Raw genomic sequence first — 17,471 nt, 5'->3', positions numbered from 1 at the left:
CATCGAGCCGAAAGTGGGCGTCCGATCTTAATCCAAATCGATGTGATGAGAGAGTGATGAATTCGACCACAACTCACGCCAAGGCTGCCCGCTTGCTCCGCTCATGGAGCCTTTCCAGTCTCATGATCTTGGCGGCTTCCCTTGAGGGTGCAATCGCGGGGGCGCCGCTCAAGATCGCTGTGACGCCGGGACCCGCGGCGGAAATCGCGGAGGTCATCGCGAAAGCCGCGAAGCCGCAAGGAATCGACCTCAAGGTGATCGAATTCAGTGACTGGGTACGGCCCAATATCGCGGTCGACAGCGGGGAGGCCGATGTCAATCTCTTTGAACATATTCCTTTCCTGAAGGCTGCCATAAAAGCACATGGCTTGCATCTGACTGCCGCGGCGCCGCTTGTCATCATGCCAGTCGGCCTGTATTCGCATAAAATCAAAAGTTTCGCGGACGTGCAGGACGGTGCGACAATCGCCATTGCTAATGATCCGGTCAATGGTGCGCGCGGTTTACGCCTTCTTCAGAAGGCTGGTCTCATCACGCTGAAGCCGAATGTTGGCGACGACGCGACCGTTCATGACATTATCGAAAACCCGAAACATTTGAAAATCATCGAACTCGATGCCGCGCAATTGGTTCGTTCCCTCGATGACACCACCATTGCCCAAGCAAGCATGAGTTATCTGATCGCTGCGGGTGAGGACCCCAAGACAGCCTTGCTCACCGATGGAGAAGGGGACCCTCATTACGCTATTCAATTGGTTGTCCATTCTGGCCGTGAAAGCGATCCATCTATCCTCAAACTGATCGAAATCGCTCATAGTCCAGAGATAAAATCTTTCATTACCAAGCGTTTCGAAGGCGTTATCGTTCCCGCTTGGTAAGTGCGACGGCTTTGCTGGCCGATCCAGAGGGCTCTGGATCAGCCTCTCATATCAGGCTGGCTTGACGATGCTGCGCGATTAACCCGCATTCTCTTGACGTAATTGGCGTATGCGGACCGGGACTGGAGGGTGGGAGTAATTCACCAGTGCATAGAGTGGATCTGGCGTCAGCGTCGAAGCATTGTCACGGGCGAGCTTGGTCAGGGCGGTAATCATCGGAATGGCGCCCACATTGCGCTTTGCATAATCATCCGCCTCGAATTCATTGCGTCTGGAGATCCAATTACCGAGCGGAGCGAAAAGCGGACCGACGACAGAGCCGAGCAGCATACAGACAAAAAGGGATAGCGCATCATCCTTGTAGGCGATCCCGAAAGAAGGCAGAAGCCAGTCCTGCTTCGTCAGCCAGCCAAAGATCGCGAGCCCGGCAAAGCTGATCACAGCCATTCTGATGAGGCTGTAAATGACGTGCTTGTGCCGGAAATGGCCGAGCTCATGCGCGACAATGGCCTCCACTTCCTCCGTCGAGCTATGGGCCAGGAGCGTATCGAACAGAACGATGCGCTTGGCATTGCCGAAACCGATGAAATAAGCATTGCCATGGGCGCTGCGCCGTGACGCATCCATACTATAGAGCCCGGAAGAGCGAAAACCACAGCGTTGCAGCAGGCTCTCGATCCGTGTTCTCAGAGACTCATCGGCGAGTGGCGCAAAAGTATTGAAGCGCGGAGCGATATAACGAACATAAAGGCTCGGCGCGAGGATCATCAAGGCGAGAAGGCCGAACCAGATCCATAGCCACCAAAAGCCAGAAAAATGGCTCACGGTCCAGAGAGCGGCAAAGAGCAGGGGCACCCCAATGGCAAGGGAAAGGATTCCAGCCTTGATGCGATCGGCGATGAAGGTCGCAGGTGTGGTGCGATTGAAGCCATATTTCCGTTCGATCCCAAAAGTTTTATAAATATCAAAGGGTAGGGAAAGAAACGAGCTGATGGCCGAAGTCGCTAGAAGAAAGACAACGCCGCGTGTCAAGGATGGCGGCACGAAAGCGGCGATGACGGCGTAGAGCAAGCTGATGCCACCCAACACCCAGGCGAGTGTCAGCACGAGTTCGGCGACACTTTCCAAGCGTCTGACTTTTTCTCGCTCCACCGTGTAGTCAGCCGCCTTCTGGTGCTCTTCGAGTGTGATGCTGGTGGCAAAGTCCGCCGGCACAGTGTTACGGTGGGCTTGGACATAGATGGTTTGGCGCCGGGAAAGGAAGATCGACAGCCCGGTGAGCAGGATCGCGGCCGCGATGAAAGCGAGACTGAAAAAGGGCATAGCTTGCATGCTCCGGTTTTGCGTTCGGGTGAATGCCATCGCCTAACGCACGTGCGGCACCTTCGCGCTCTCTCTTTTTTGAAAACGCATCAGATTGGTCCCAAAAGGGGGAGCCACTTTTGGGTCTGATGCTCTAGATTTGGAAATCCGTCAGAAAAAGGCAAGCCTCAACGTTCCGCTTACAGCCTAAACTTGAGCGGAACATTTGGATCGAAAGGCTGTTTAAACGCTGATTTTTTCCATCCGGCTGTGTCTTGCGGCGGCCATGAGAGCGGCCACCGCGCAGGAGGCGAGGCGGGTGCGCACATTATCGGCCCGGCTGGTCAGGATGATCGGGACGCGGGCGCCGAGCACGATGCCGGCCGCGTCGGCGCTTGCCAGAAAAGTCAATTGCTTGGCGAGGATGTTGCCGGAAACGAGATCGGGCACGATAAGAATATCGGCATCCCCGGCAACCGGAGAATTGATGCCCTTGGTCTCGGCCGCCTCCTTGTTGATGGCATTGTCGAATGCCAGCGGACCGTCGAGCAAAGCGCCCTTGATTTGACCGCGATCGGCCATCTTGCAGAGCGCGGCGGCTTCAATGGTCGAGGGGATTTTGGGATTGATCGTCTCGACGGCGGAAAGGATCGCGACCTTCGGCTGCTCCAAGCCGAGAATATGCGCCAGATCGATGGCATTCTGGCAGATGTCACGCTTGGTTTCGAGATCGGGCGCGATATTGATGGCGGCATCGGTGATGAACAAAGGTTTCGGATAGGTTGGCACATCCATGATGAACACATGGCTGATGCGCCTCTCGGTTCTGAGGCCCTTGTCACGGCTCACCACCGCGCTCATCAGTTCGTCTGTATGCAGGCTGCCTTTCATGAGCAATTCGCAGGCGCCTTCTCGGACGAGCTCCACGGCCCGGGCGGCGGCCGCGTGGCTATGAGGTGTATCGACGATTTCATAGGGGCCGAGATCGATCGAGGCCTCGGCCGCGACTTGGCGGATCTTGTCGGCCGGGCCAACAAGGAAGGGATGGATCAGGCCGGCGTTGGCGGCATCGATCGCGCCCTTGAGCGAGGTGGGCTCACAAGGATGCGCGACCGCGGTCGTGACCGGTTCGAGATCTTTGCAGCGGGCAATCAGCGTTTCATATTTCTCATGAGTGCTGCCTTGCACGGAAACACTCTCTTTGTTTCCATTCTGTGTCATGATCGCCCCACGCCGAGAATAGGCAAGCCGCCAGTGCACGAGGCCTTGCGCGGCTTTGTCACGATGTTCTCGTCTGAAGTTCCTTTCGGGCCGACGGCAAAACCGTGAGATTTTGCGGCATGGCCGTTCCTTCATCGACATCAAACAGTTGAGCGACGCGCTGGAGGCGCCTGTTGTCCTCAGGGGAAAGCTCACCGGGTGCACTCAGGACTTGTTTGATGAGTCCAAAGGCCTCACGTCGCGTTTCACTTTCGGCTGGGAGCATGGACGGAATAGCCGCGAGCGCAGTTTCCGGGTCAATCAACAGGAGATAGAATTGCTCGCGCACGAGAGTCTTGAAGGCCGCCAAAGAGACATTACCATAAGCTTTGCGAATGCGGCGCACCATCTCAAAGCTGCGTTCGTCGACTGAGATTCGTGCCATGCCCACATAAAGGAGCCCGCGGATCGTAGCTGCCTGCAACCCGCCCAAAGGAATATGGGACTTAAGCTCAATGATCCGTTCCTGCAGAAGTTCACGATGCAATTGACTCTTTGGTGCTTTTCGCCAAGGACGCGGCTCCTGGTCGATTCCGAGGGCCGCTTGAAGCATCGGTGAGCCATAGATTGTCAAGAACCATTGTTCAGCAAAAGTCTCGCATGTATCGCGCCACGCATCGAGGGCATTAACGATCTGGTTGGATGCCATTTCCTGCAGGGAGATCAAAGGATTGTCTTTGGCCACCGGCTTTCGGTTCTCTCGAACTTGCTTGGCGAGGCCAGGGATCCAGGCCATCATCGGATTAGCATCGGAAAAAATCTCATATTGCAATCGTAATGGATGTTCTTTCTTCATCCATTCAGACATGGATGAATTCACAAAAGTGCGGATGATTGGCTGTGCAAACGTACGGTAGAGGGCAAGATTGACATCGGAAACCCGAGCCGCGGCTTCAAAGCGGCGCTCATCGGCTGCGTTATTGCCGCCAAGAGCGCGAATATCGTCGAGAGTTCGCGTCTCGCACCGCATCAACCATTCGCCGGAAACGAGATCGAGATTTGCGTCCTGCTCGGTTTTGGCTTGAAACACTGCCTCATAGAGCCCGGGGGGCAGAACATCGATCAGATCGATATTGCTTGAGAATTCCCCATGCTCTTTTTTCGCCACGCCCCCTGAAACAAAAATGCCCAAATGACCAATGGTCTCATGAATAGTATAGACGATCGTCTGGCCATATGAGCGTATTTCGTCAACATTTTGATAGAGATCAAGAATCCATCCCAGCGCTTGCTGTGGCGGCGTAATATTGTCGCCCTTCGAACAAAATACGACGATAGGCGTGCGGATATTACGAAGATCGATGGCGGTGCCGTCTGAGGTTTGAATCCGTCCCGCCGCCAGATTATTGCCGATAAACAATTCGTCCACGATAAATTGGATCTCTTGCGCATTCAGATTGACGTGGCCACCCCACCACCGTTCGAAGTCCAGGTATCGCTCGGGCTCGGTATCGATCTTCGAGTAAAGATTATATTGCTTTGTCCAAAGCGTATTCGCGGGATTCTGGTTCTCGAAATTCTGCACGAGCCAGGCACCATCGAATTTTCCGTTGCCGAGATCGCTGGTCAGGGCAGTCAACCAACTGCCACCCAGGAGCCCGCCACTATAGCGCATGGGATTGCGGCCTCGCACACCTGCCCAATAGGAAAGCGGTGAGCCGGCGACGATGATGGGGCCAAACAGCTCAGGGTAGAGCGCGGCCAGCATCATCACCGCCCAGCCGGCTTGGCAATTTCCAATCACGCAAGGCTTGCCATCTGCCTCTGGATGGAGGTCGATGACTTTCTTAAGGAAGATGGCTTCCGCCTGAGTGATGTCTTCTATCGTTTGGCCTGGGACGGGGTCCGGCAAAAAGCCGATAAAATAGCAGGGGTGTCCGGCCTTGAAGGCCACGCCAATTTCACTGTCGGCCTTGAAACCACCAATGCCGGGACCATGCCCGGCACGGGGGTCGATGACGACGAAGGGTCTTCGTGTCGGATCGAGCTCGACATTGGGGGGCGGGATGACCCGAGCAAGAGCATAATTGACGGGTGGAACAAGCTGTCGGCCATCAATGACGAGCTCTGCCTGATAGCTGAGAACATGGGGAGCAGTCTTGGCTATATGCTCATGATATTGATTGCCGCGCTGACGCAGGACGTCCAAAAACAAGATGCCGCGCTGCGCTGCATCGACAAAATATCCCATGGCAGGAGCAAATAGACCGATGAGCGCCAACGGGGAAATTGGTGGTGACTGCTCTTGAGTGGATGACATTGATCCAGCTCCTATTTGTACGTTGGCCAGCCGATCTATCCATGGGTCTATGGGTGCTTACCCTGCACGAGCAATTTTCTCGAACATGCTGATCTCAATTATATTTTGTGTCAGAGAGGGTCAGTTCGACAAATTCATATCCACATCGTTCCACATTAACGTCATGCCGACATCCCCGGGCATGCCGTGAGGATAGTCGATGATCTCGACCCTGAGTTTGTAGCCGCGTTCACGGAAATACTTGTCCCATAATTGAAAGATTTCTTTGGGTATGCCGGTTAAGGTCTTTTCCCAGCCGGGTTCAGCCTGATTAATGGCGCGCCCGCGATCCGTGCAGAGTTCGTTTGGAAAGCGATAAACTTGTACTTCGGTCAAGCGATTGCTGACGGCACCGTTGATGATCGCTATAGCGCGTCGAATGGCTTCATCATCTGAAATGCCAGAAGGTTTCGACAAATGGTCGATCAATGCTTGTTTTTCAGCTGCAGCTTTAGCCTGGGCTAATTCTTGCTTGGCAGCCTCTTCTGCCTCGACCGCCGCGACTTTCTTCATGAAATCCTTCGCGGTAGGCAACAATTCATCGACATGTGTCGTCATATTTTCACTCCCTCGAATAATTCCGTTCTGCGAGCCACCACCATCTTATGTCTTTGTGTTCGAACTTGTGGGGATCTCGTCATGGGGACACTGATCCAGTGCGAATCATTGTCATAAAAACTCATCAACGGCCTTTTAACGCGCATAAATCGAAGGGGCCGCAATCTGAAGCACAAACGTAACCGCATGAATAGAGAATTTGCCTATAGTCATATTTTTTATAACTATTTGTTATTGTTGTGTGTTGTTTTTCATTCGCTATAGGCGGTTGTAACTTTTGAGAATGAAACCTCCGACGCGCCGCATAAGAGCATTGTATAATGTGGTTTCCTGTGTCACCGTGACGTTTAAGCTGAAACTCGTTTGCATGCAGGCCACCCGAACACAACGTATGGATCAAGACACGGTTCCGGCCTTTATAGTCACGCTTGCCGTGCGTTTTTTGTGCGGGTGGAATGTGTGGGAAACTTTAAACTCTGCCAGGGTTTCTCTTTCTGCCTGGCCGCCATCGAATTTGCCGAGGATGTATCGTTCGCTCACGCATAAGATAGCCCAATGATCATGGGCACGGCGAAAACGAGCATAAACGTAGCTTATTGTTGTTTTAAAGTACACAAACCCAAGATCGGTATTATACTTGTCATTATAGGATGTTGTTTGGTGTCCAAAATTGTGGTGCGCCGACCGCCGGAGAAGCGGATTCATGCGGCCCAACGGGGATCAATTCGATGCGTCTTCCTGTTATCCTGGGGTGTTTCCTCTGTCTTCATTGTGCCGTTCAGGCTCACGCGACAGAGCAAATCATTGCACAGTCTTCGGCGCCAACCATCGTCGGCACAACTCTCGTTTCCAAGCAGCCCGTGACCAAGGCTTTGGAGTTTGTCGGCCGTATTGAGGCTGTCAACAAAGTGGAAGTCCGCGCTCGCGTCACCGGTTACCTAAAGGCGGTCTTGTTCAAGGAAGGCGACAAGGTTGTGGAAGGCACACCCTTGTTTCGGATCGAGAAAGAGCCTTTCGACGCCGCGGTCCAGCAGGCTCAGGGTGCTTTGACCAAGACAAAAGGCATTTTGGCGAATGCCTCGCTCCAGCGTGCTCGTGCGGAGGAATTGCTGGCGAGGCAGGCTGGTACCGCCACTGTGCGCGATCAAAGGATCGCGGAAGAGCAAACTGCGCTCGGCGATGTCACGATGACAAAAGCTCAGTTGGAATCCGCCGAGATTAATCTTGGCTATACGAATATTACCTCTCCCATCGCGGGCGTTATCGGCCGTACTAATGTGACGAAAGGCAATGTCGTTGGACCTAACAGCGGGATATTGACAACAATCGTCAGTCTGGATCCAACCTATGTGGTCTTTCCAGTCAGTCAGCGTGAATTTCTTCGCCTCAAGGATGAAGAACGCAGGGCCGCGGGCGGCGTGCTCAAGGTCGGCCTTCGTTTTTCCGATGGCTCGGCCTATGAACAGAGTGGTCGGGTCAATTTCGTCGATGTGACCGTCGACAAATCAACCGATACCGTCACCGTGCGGGCGAGTGTGCCCAATCCCGGCGGGACGCTCATCGATGGCCAGTTGGTGCGGGTCATGGTGGAAGGCGATAAGCCGCAAGAAAGAATCACGGTTCCGCAAACCGCGCTGCTTGCCGACCAACAAGGCGCCTACGTCTTTGTCGTTGAAGATGGCAAGGCCGTGATCCGTCGCCTGAAACTTGGCGGTGAGATTGGATCCGATGTGATCGTCGATAACGGCCTCACGGGCGGCGAGCAAATTATCGTCCAGGGGATTGAACGGGTGCGTCCCGGCGGGGCCGTGACAGCCAGCCCGGTCGCGCCGGTCACCGACAGGAGCTGAACCCATGATCTCAGAGGTTTTCGTTCAGCGTCCTCGTCTCGCGACCGTTATCGCGATCGTTACTGTTATTGCCGGCCTTGTCTCGCTTTTTGTCATCCCCATCGCCCAATATCCGGACATCGTCCCGCCGCAGGTCTCCGTGAAGACGACCTATCCAGGCGGATCGGCCGCCGTGGTCGAATCGACTGTTGCCCAGCCGATCGAGAGTCAGGTCATCGGCGTTGATAAGATGATCTATATGAAGAGCGTGAGCGGCGATGATGGCAGCTATTCATTGATCGTTTCGTTCGAACTCGGCACCGATCCTGATATCAATACTGTCAATGTCAACAATCGTGTCCAAGTCGCTCTGTCGAAGCTCCCTGAAGATGTGAAGCGGCAAGGTGTTAATGTCAAGAAGCAGTCTTCCGCTTTGCTTGGCGTGATCGCGCTTTATTCTCCCAAAGAGACACATGACGAGCTGTTTATTTCGAATTATGCCACGATCAACCTTTTGGATGATATTAAAAGCACGCCTGGTGTTGGCGATGCGTTTTTATTCGCTGCCCAAGATTACTCTGTCCGAGCCTGGGTGAACACCGATCGGCTGACAGGTCTCGGCTTGACGACAGGCGATGTCATCAATGCGATCAACACGCAGAACGTTCAGGCGGCGGTTGGCCGAATCGGAGCGCGGCCGATTTCCAATGACCAGCAATTGCAGCTCAATATTCAGACCAAAGGTCGTCTGACCTCGATTGACGAATTCAAGAAGATCGTCATTCGGACGAACCCAGACGGCTCGATCTTGCGGCTCGAGGACGTCGCGCGATTGGAACTCGGCGCGGCCAATCTTGATCGGTCCACCCGCCTCAATGGCGGACCTGCCACTTTGATCAGCATCTATCAATCACCGGGTGCGAATGCCCTCAAGACGCTCGATGCCGTCAAGAAACGCCTGGAAAATGCCGCGAAGGATTTTCCCGAGGATCTCGCCTGGAAAGTCACTTATGATCCGACCACTTTCGTCTCCGCGACAATCGAGGTGGTGATCCACACCTTGTTCGAGGCGTTTGTGCTTGTCGTGCTGGTCGTGTTCCTGTTCCTCGGCAATTTGCGAGCGACGCTGATCCCGACCATTGCTGTGCCGGTCAGTTTGATCGGCACGTTTATCGTGCTGAATGCGATCGGCTATTCCGCCAATACGGTTTCGCTGCTGGCCATGGTCCTGGCCATCGGCATTGTGGTCGATGATGCGATCGTCGTCGTCGAGGCGGTCGAAGCGGTGATGGAGGAACATCCCGAACTTACACCCGCTCAGGCTACCATTCAGGCCATGGCGGGCATTACCGCGCCGATCATCGCCATCACGCTGGTGTTGCTCTCGGTCTTTGTCCCGGTCGCCTTCATCCCGGGTATTTCCGGCGTTCTGTTCCGGCAATTCGCCGTGACGGTGGCTGTATCCATGGTGCTGTCGGCCATCAATGCGCTGACGCTTTCGCCCGCGCTTTGCGCGCTTCTGCTACGGCCCCATCATGGCCCTCGCCGGGGCCCCATTGGCGTGTTGATGCGCTCCATTGACTGGGTGCGTGACCGTTATGGCAATGTCGTGGCTCGGCTTGTCCGCTTTTCCATCCTCAGCCTCGCGGTGGTCGCGGCGTCATTTTTCGGCATCTATACCCTCAGCAAGATTACCCCGACCGGTTTCGTCCCCGAGGAAGATCAAGGCGCTTTCTTCGTTGTGGTTCAGCTTCCCGACGGGGCTTCGATCACCCGCTCGACGGATGTCGTTCGCCAGGTTGAAACCATCCTCAAGGAAGAGCACACGATTGCCGATTATTCATCGGTCGTCGGTCTGAACTTTATCGATAATTACTCTCAACCCAATGCGGCTTTCGTAATCGTGACATTGAAGCCCTTCGAAGAACGCAAGGGCGAAGAAGACGGAGCCCCAGCGATCATTCGTCGGCTCGGTGAAAAACTGGCGCTGGTTCGTGGTGGCCGAGCGATTCCGCTCAGTCCGCCGCCCATTATCGGCCTCGGCACTGGCGGCGGTTTCAGCTATGTGCTGCGCGATCTTGCGGGCAACAATCCGAAGTCATTGGCGCAAGTGCTGCGCGGGCTTTTGGTCGCGGCTAATCAAGATCCACAATTGTCGAGGGTTTTCAGCACATTTTCAGCCACGAACCCATCCGTCTATCTCGATATAGATCGCGATAAAGCGCAGATTCTCGGCATTGAAATCAGCGACATTTTCCAGGCGCTTCAGGCTTCGCTCGGCGGCTTCTATGTCAATGACATGAACCTTTTCGGACGGACATGGCAGGTCCAGGTTCAGGCGGAAGCGGAAGATCGTGCGTCCGTCGATGATATCAACCGCATCAATGTGCGCAATGCTCAAGGCAAGATGGTCCCCTTGCGCAGTCTCGTCGAGGTGCACGTCGTGGTCGGGCCTCAGGCGCTCATCCGCTATAACAATCGCCTTGCAGTTACGGTCCAAGGCAGCCCGGCGCCGCGTATCTCATCAGGCCAGGCGCTTGCCGCGATGGAGAGGGTCGCCGCCAATGTCCTGCCTACGGGTTATCGCGGCGAATGGACTGATATTTCCTTCCAGGAGAAACGCGCCGAGGGCAAGACACCAATCATTCTCGCTTTTGCTGTCCTCTTTGCTTATCTTTTCCTTGTCGCTCTCTACGAGAGCTGGAGCATTCCTATCTCCGTGCTTCTCTCGGTCACGATCGGGCTTGTCGCGGCCTTCGTCGGCATGGTCTTGGCCGGCGTCACTCTCGATCTCTATGCTCAGATCGGCATGATCGTTCTGATCGGGCTTGCCGCGAAGAATGGCATTCTTATCGTCGAATTCGCCAAGGAGCGGCGTGAGCATGGCGTGCCTTTGCTGGAAGCCGCGACGGAAGGCGCACGGCTGCGTTTCCGGCCTGTGATGATGACGTCCTTCGCTTTCATCCTGGGGCTCGCCCCCTTGGTTTTCGGCGTCGGGGCGGCCATGCTTGCGCGCCGTAATGTTTCGACGGCGGTGTTCAGCGGTATGATCGGCGCGTCCTTCATCGGCATTTTCGTCATCCCGCCTCTCTACGTCCTGTTCCAAGGCTTGCGCGAACGGTTGAAATCACCCTCGCGTTCGAAGGAGAAGCCGGTTGAACATTTCCCGGAAGGCGTGGTTGGCAAGCCTGATACTGTGGCTACGGAGAGGCGCTAAATCGCGACCATAGCGGCAAGCTTGGATGCACTCTATGCAGCAGCGTCCAAGCTTCCGCGTACATTCTCGAAGACGGTGTGAAACATATCCGGTGTCAATTTGCCCGTATTCGTATTGTAGCGGGAACAATGATAACTGTCGAAAAGGCTGAGGTTGCGATCCGGGAGCCGATGCCATGCTCCATGGGCAAAGGGAAAATCCTTCAGCTTCAGTCCTAGAGCGCGGAGAACGGACTCATGCGCAATACGTCCGAGCGCGACGAGGGCCGTGAGGCGCGGCATGGCGCTGAGCGTTTGCGCGAGAAACGGGCGGCATTGATTGATCTCGTCGGGGGTCGGCTTGTTTTGCGGTGGCACACAGCGCACGGCATTGGTGATGGCGCATTCTGCGAGGGCCAAGCCGTCTTGCGCCTGCGCGGCATAGGTTCCTTGTGTGAAACCGAAACGTCCGAGCGTCTCATAAAGGAGATCGCCGGCGTAATCGCCGGTGAAGGGACGCCCGGTCCTGTTCGCGCCGCGCACACCCGGTGCGAGACCGACAATCAGGAGGCGGCCGAGAGGGTCCCCGAATGTTGGAACCGGCGCATTATGCCAGCCCGGTTCACTCTGTCGCAGCATGTGGCGCAGATCAGAGAGACGGGGACATTGGGGGCAGTTTGAAGAGGGTTCGGGAAACAAGAGGTCGCTGGCACGAAACGAACGGAAGAATCCGTAAAACAGAGGCAGGGCGGCGCCGGCGCGCAATGGGTCTTAACGAGCAAGGCGTTAGGAGCCGCTCATCGACGAAATCGGGTGTCGGCCGCTCAAGTGTCCGGCATGTCGTGATCGAAGCCGCCCGCGGGGGCCGTGCGCCGTTCAGCAACTTTGGGTGAGCCACGATCCATACGCTCGTTCTGCTCGCGTCCTATTTTCGAGGCGAGATGAATCAGATCGATGAATTCATCGGCTTGCCGGCGCAATTCATCGGCCACCATCGCCGGTTGGGTTGTATTGGTGGACACGACGGAGACCCGCACGCCCTTGCGTTGCACCGCCTCGACGAGGGAACGGAAATCACCATCGCCGGAGAACAAGACGATATGATCGAGATGCTCGGCCATTTCCATGGCATCGACCGCAAGCTCGATATCCATATTGCCCTTGACCTTGCGGCGTCCGAGCGAATCCACGAATTCCTTGGTCGGTTTCGTAACCACGGAATAACCGTTATAGTCTAGCCAGTCGATCAAGGGGCGTATGGAAGAATACTCTTGATCTTCGACGAGGGCTGTATAATAAAATGCCCTAATCAATTTGCCTTTGCTTTGAAATTCTTTCAATAATCTTTTATAATCAATATCAAAGCCCAGTGACTTGGCTGTTGCGTAAAGATTTGCGCCGTCAATGAAGAGCGCAATTCGTTCTGGATGGGACATAAACTTATCTCGTTGTTTTTTGAAAATACTAATAATTGATAATTTCAACTTTAGCGCGAGGATGTAAGGTGCCTGAACGAACGTTGTTTCCTAAGGTTTGCTCAGTTTGCCTTTCGTGTCCCTTAAGCCATTGGTTCTTACGAACTGTTTAACTATGTGCTGATCTATCTGCTCTGGTCAAGCCATCTAAAAAAATGTTCATTCTCAAAAGATATGTCGGAAAAAATGGCCGGAAAAAACGGGATGTGGAAAGAGGAACGAAGAGTTCCGCCCCATGTTCGCATGGGTCCCGTTGCTCCCTCTTATCGGACCTTCTTATCCGAATATATCCCTGAGAATCGCCGAGAGCCGATAGAAGCGATAGTCTTGGTTCGAGAGGCACCCATTCGTCTCTCGCTAAAGGGGAAACCAACTTTTGCACGTTAAAATGAATAATCTACATTTGCGCTGAATTTAAGGCATTCAGCGCAAAACAGGAAGCGATTTAACAGTCTTGGCCGTTCGTCGAATGGGAAAAGTTCAAAGCTGACTTGTTGCCGTTCGTTTGATGAGGTTTGGGCGAGTTTTGCTTGCCAAGCCGTGATCCGCGCGTGTAAGGGATACTACTTCCCAAGTTCGTCTCAAGCTTTTGTTGAAAAAGCAAGCTTGTCCATCAGGAGAGTGCGCAGCATGGCCCGCGTCACCGTTGAAGATTGCATCGACAAGGTCGAGAACCGCTTCGAACTCGTCCTGCTCGCCAGCCATCGTGCCCGCCTCATTGCTTCCGGCACGCCGATCACGGTCGAACGTGACAATGACAAAAACCCGGTTGTTGCGCTGCGGGAAATCGCCGATGAGACACTGACGCCGGAAGATCTCAAGGAGGATTTCATCCAATCCTTGCAGAAACATGTCGAGGTCGATGAGCCCGAGGCCGAAGCCGTGCCGGCGCTCTCTTCAGCGCCCGATGCAGCGCAATCCGACGCCATGGGCGATGTTCAGTTCGATCGCATGACTGAAGAAGACCTTTTGCGCGGCCTTGAGGGCCTGGTGCCGCCGGCCGCCACGGACGATGATGGGGAATAATCTTCGATCCTTGCGGTTGGCGTATTATTCCTAACGCTTCGGGCCGGGAGCCTGATGCGAGGATGCCAGCCAAGAGGACAGTGCGAAAAGGCGGTCTTGTCCGAACATGATGCGGCAATACGAGCTTGTCGATCGTGTGCGCAGCTATAATCCGCATGCGGACGAGGCGGCGCTCAATCGGGCTTATGTCTATGCCATGCAAGCACATGGCTTGCAGAAACGTGCTTCGGGCGATCCCTATTTTTCGCATCCGCTTGAGGTCGCCGCGATCCTGACCGACATGAAGCTCGATGATGCGACCATCATCGCTGCGGTCTTGCATGATACGATCGAGGATACGGATTCGACGCGCGAGGAAATCGATCGTCTGTTCGGTCCGGCGATCGGCAAGCTAGTCGATGGTCTGACCAAGCTCAAGAAACTCGATCTCGTCTCCAAACGAGCCGCGCAGGCGGAAAATTTCCGCAAGCTCCTTTTGGCGATAGCGGAAGACGTTCGCGTGCTTCTCGTCAAGCTCGCCGACCGTCTGCATAATATGCGCACGCTTCATTTCGTGCCGCTCGAAAAACGCGCCCGCGTCGCGCAGGAAACGCTGGATATCTATGCGCCGCTCGCCGGCCGCATGGGCATGCAGCATATGCGCGACGAATTGGAAAATCTCGCCTTCAAGCATCTGATGCCCGAGGCCTATGCGATGATCGCGGCGCGGCTCGAGGATCTGCGCCAGAAGAACGGTCGGATCATCGCCACGATCGAGGAAGAATTGACGCGTGAACTGACCGCGCGTGGCATTGCCGCCAAGGTGGAAGGACGACAGAAACAGCCCTATTCGGTGTGGCGCAAGATGGAGCGCAAATCCATCTCCTTCGAGCAATTATCGGATATTTTCGGCTTTCGCGTCATCGTCCCGAACATTGAGGATTGCTACCGCGTCATCGGCGTCGTCCATACCAAATGGGCGGTCGTTCCAGGGCGTTTCAAGGATTATATTTCCACGCCGAAGCCGAATGATTACCAGTCGATCCATACAACTGTGGTCGGACCTGGACGACAACGGGCGGAATTGCAGGTTCGCACGGAATTGATGCATGAGATCGCCCGCAATGGCATTGCCGCTCATGCTTTGTACAAGGAAGGGCTGCGTGCCGACCGCGGCGGTCTGTCCAGTGAGAGCCGCGCCTATCAATGGTTGCGCCGCACCATCGCGCTTCTGGCCGAAGGCGATACGCCCGAGGAATTTCTCGAACATACCAAGCTCGAATTGTTCCATGATCAGGTGTTCTGTTTCACGCCGGCGGGCCGGTTGATCGCTCTGCCGCGTGGTGCGACACCCATCGATTTCGCTTATGCCGTGCATACCGATCTCGGTAATACGGCGGTGGGCGCCAAGATCAACGGTCGCCACGCGCCCTTGCTTTCGGAATTGCAAAACGGCGATGAAGTTGAGATCGCTTGCGCCGAGGGGCAGGTGCCGCCCGCCGTATGGGAAAGCCTGGTGATGACCGGCAAGGCGCGCTCGGCCATCCGGCGCGCCACGCGCGGCGCGGTGCGTGCGCAATATGCGGGGCTCGGTCGGCAGATCGTGGCGCGGGCCTTCGAACGCGCAGGCAAGCCGTTCAGTGAGGAGAAACTGAAAAGCGCCTTGCCGCGTCTGGCGCGGGCGAGCGTGGATGACGTGCTAGCCGCCGTCGGACGCGGAGAAATGTTTTCAGGCGATGTTGTGAAGGCGGTCCATCCGGAATTCGTGGATGAGCGCAAGCCGGCGGCGACGTCCACGCGTCAGCGCGGCGAGCCCGGCTGGTTCGGGATCAAGAAAGCATCGGGGCTCGTCTTCAAGGTGCCAGGGCCGGAAGGGGAAAGTGATCGCAAATCAATCCCGATCCGTGGCCTGCAAGGCGATCTGCCGGTGCGTTTCGCCCCGCATGGCGGTGCCGTGCCGGGCGATCGGATCGTCGGTATCTTGACGCCGGGGGAGGGGATCACGATCTACCCGATCCAGGCGCCGGACCTGACTGCCTTCGACGAACAGCCTGAACGCTGGCTCGATGTGCGTTGGGATATCGAGGAAGGCCGGCAGGAATTCTTTCCGGCCGAGATCAAGGTGACAGCCATCAACGAGCCGGGCACGCTGGGGACCATAGCGACCGTGATCGGTGAAGCGGGCGCCAATATCGACAATGTCGTCATGAAGGCGATTTCAACGGATTTCCGGGAAATCATCATTGATGTTGAAGTCAACGACTTGAAGCATCTTAACGCCATCATGCAACAATTGCGTGCGCGGCCCGTGGTGCATCAGGTGGAAAGGGTGAACGGCTGATGTCTGCTGGGAAAGCGTTGCGTCTTGGAGTGAATATTGATCATGTCGCGACCTTGCGCAATGCGCGGGGTGGAGCGCGGCCTGACCCCGTGCGCGCCGCCTTGCTGGCGATCGAAGCGGGCGCGGATGGCATTACCGCCCATTTGCGTGAAGACCGGCGGCATATTCAGGATGGCGACATGATTCGCCTCAAGGCGGCGATCAACAAGCCCTTGAATTTCGAAATGGCGGCGACCGAGCAGATGCTCGACATCGCTTTGAAGATCAAACCGCATGCGGCTTGCCTGGTGCCGGAGCGGCGGACCGAGCGCACGACCGAAGGCGGGCTCGATGTGCTGGGCGGTCTTGCCACGCTCAAGCCTTTTGTTGCGGAACTCGGCAGGGCGGGCATTCGTGTATCCCTGTTCATCGAACCCTCTTTCGAGGCCATCGACGCCGCCGTGGACATTGGCGCGCCGGTGGTCGAATTGCATACGGGTGCCTGGTGCCATGCAGTCGAGGAGGGTGAAAGAGAGAAGGCCGCCCGGGAATTCGAGCGGCTGCGTCTTGCGGCACAACGGGCGGCGAGGGCGGGTCTTGAATGCCATGCCGGCCATGGACTTGATTTCGAGACGGCACGCATTCTCTCCGCCTTGCCGGAAATCGTTGAACTGAACATCGGCCATTTCTTGATTGGGGAAGCTGTGTTCATTGGCTTGCCCGAGGCGATCAGACAGATGCGAAAGGCGATGGACGCGGGCCGCGCGACATATGTCGAAAGCCAATCCCTGCGATTGAACTGACGCCTATGATTATCGGCTTCGGCAATGATCTCTGCGATATCCGCCGGATCGAGGAATCACTCGCCCGGTTCGGCGAACGGTTCATTGCGCGCTGCTTCACGGATATCGAGCGCCGAAAGTCGGAGGGCAGGCCCTCGCGTGCGGCGTCCTATGCCAAGCGTTTCGCGGCCAAGGAAGCTTGCGCCAAGGCGCTCGGCACTGGGCTGACACAAGGGGTTTTTTGGCGTGACATGGGGGTGGTCAATCTGCCCTCCGGCAAGCCGACCTTGGCCTTGACGGGGGGAGCCGCTGAGCGCCTCGCTCTTTTGACGCCGCCGGGTCTGACGGCGATCATCCATCTGACTCTCACCGATGAATTTCCTCTCGCGCAAGCACAGGTCATCATCGAGGCGGTGGCGAGCGAGGCGTCCTTCCGGCCCATGACATAAAACATTTTTCATCTTTCATCATAGGCCGTGTGGCGGCCCAAGAAAGCGACCCAAGACGTTCCTGATTTTGATTCCCATTGCATTTATACAGACGAGGAAACAGGCGGGTTCTGTACCCT

Annotated in this window: 13 protein-coding genes; 7 read left to right on the top strand and 6 right to left on the bottom strand. The window is 55.7% G+C overall.

Annotated features, from left to right (window positions below; all coding sequences use genetic code 11):
- Window positions 1-56: 56 nt before the first annotated feature.
- On the top strand, window positions 57-878 hold the full coding sequence (locus BIND_RS12415; RefSeq protein WP_012385417.1) for a MetQ/NlpA family ABC transporter substrate-binding protein: 822 nt from the start codon (window positions 57-59) through the stop codon (window positions 876-878).
- A gap of 78 nt (window positions 879-956) precedes the next feature.
- Here BIND_RS12415 and BIND_RS12410 read toward each other — a convergent pair whose 3' ends face one another.
- The 4 genes from BIND_RS12410 to BIND_RS12395 all read right to left on the bottom strand — a co-directional run bounded on the left by BIND_RS12410 (window position 957) and on the right by BIND_RS12395 (window position 6,297).
- Complete coding sequence (locus BIND_RS12410) at window positions 957-2,201, bottom strand: M48 family metallopeptidase (RefSeq protein WP_012385416.1); 1,245 nt, start codon at window positions 2,199-2,201, stop codon at window positions 957-959.
- A 222-nt stretch (window positions 2,202-2,423) separates the two neighbouring features.
- On the bottom strand, window positions 2,424-3,401 hold the full coding sequence (locus BIND_RS12405; RefSeq protein WP_012385415.1) for a bifunctional enoyl-CoA hydratase/phosphate acetyltransferase: 978 nt from the start codon (window positions 3,399-3,401) through the stop codon (window positions 2,424-2,426).
- Between the two features lie 58 nt (window positions 3,402-3,459).
- On the bottom strand, window positions 3,460-5,700 hold the full coding sequence (locus BIND_RS12400; RefSeq protein WP_012385414.1) for a DUF3141 domain-containing protein: 2,241 nt from the start codon (window positions 5,698-5,700) through the stop codon (window positions 3,460-3,462).
- Between the two features lie 120 nt (window positions 5,701-5,820).
- Window positions 5,821-6,297, bottom strand: a complete 477-nt coding sequence (locus BIND_RS12395; RefSeq protein ID WP_012385413.1) for a hypothetical protein — start codon at window positions 6,295-6,297, stop codon at window positions 5,821-5,823.
- A 728-nt stretch (window positions 6,298-7,025) separates the two neighbouring features.
- Here BIND_RS12395 and BIND_RS12390 point away from each other — a divergent pair.
- A complete protein-coding gene (locus BIND_RS12390; protein ID WP_012385412.1) occupies window positions 7,026-8,147 on the top strand; it encodes an efflux RND transporter periplasmic adaptor subunit in 1,122 nt (373 codons plus the stop codon).
- Window positions 8,148-8,151: 4 nt separating this feature from the next.
- On the top strand, window positions 8,152-11,343 hold the full coding sequence (locus BIND_RS12385; protein WP_012385411.1) for an efflux RND transporter permease subunit: 3,192 nt from the start codon (window positions 8,152-8,154) through the stop codon (window positions 11,341-11,343).
- A gap of 32 nt (window positions 11,344-11,375) precedes the next feature.
- On the opposite strand, the gene BIND_RS12380 is transcribed toward BIND_RS12385, so the two are convergent.
- Window positions 11,376-12,062 carry a uracil-DNA glycosylase gene (locus tag BIND_RS12380; RefSeq protein WP_041778785.1) on the bottom strand — a complete coding sequence of 229 codons (687 nt, stop codon included), beginning with the start codon at window positions 12,060-12,062 and terminating at the stop codon, window positions 11,376-11,378.
- A gap of 83 nt (window positions 12,063-12,145) precedes the next feature.
- Window positions 12,146-12,757, bottom strand: a complete 612-nt coding sequence (locus BIND_RS12375) for a LabA-like NYN domain-containing protein (protein WP_012385409.1) — start codon at window positions 12,755-12,757, stop codon at window positions 12,146-12,148.
- Window positions 12,758-13,426: 669 nt separating this feature from the next.
- On the opposite strand from BIND_RS12375, the gene rpoZ reads away from it, so the two are divergent.
- From rpoZ to acpS, 4 genes are all read left to right on the top strand, one after another.
- A complete protein-coding gene (gene rpoZ, locus BIND_RS12370; protein ID WP_012385408.1) occupies window positions 13,427-13,822 on the top strand; it encodes a DNA-directed RNA polymerase subunit omega in 396 nt (131 codons plus the stop codon).
- A gap of 106 nt (window positions 13,823-13,928) precedes the next feature.
- Complete coding sequence (locus BIND_RS12365) at window positions 13,929-16,142, top strand: RelA/SpoT family protein (protein ID WP_012385407.1); 2,214 nt, start codon at window positions 13,929-13,931, stop codon at window positions 16,140-16,142.
- Window positions 16,142-16,924 (top strand): pyridoxine 5'-phosphate synthase, encoded by a 783-nt coding sequence (locus BIND_RS12360; RefSeq protein ID WP_012385406.1) that lies wholly within the window; start codon window positions 16,142-16,144, stop codon window positions 16,922-16,924. Before BIND_RS12365 ends, BIND_RS12360 begins: the two co-directional genes overlap by 1 nt.
- 5 nt (window positions 16,925-16,929) lie before the next feature.
- A complete protein-coding gene (gene acpS, locus BIND_RS12355) occupies window positions 16,930-17,352 on the top strand; it encodes a holo-ACP synthase (protein WP_012385405.1) in 423 nt (140 codons plus the stop codon).
- Window positions 17,353-17,471: the final 119 nt, after the last annotated feature.

Source organism: Beijerinckia indica subsp. indica ATCC 9039 (assembly GCF_000019845.1).
Classification (GTDB): Bacteria; Pseudomonadota; Alphaproteobacteria; order Rhizobiales; family Beijerinckiaceae; genus Beijerinckia; species Beijerinckia indica.
This window is presented reverse-complemented; position numbering and strand designations above follow the sequence as displayed.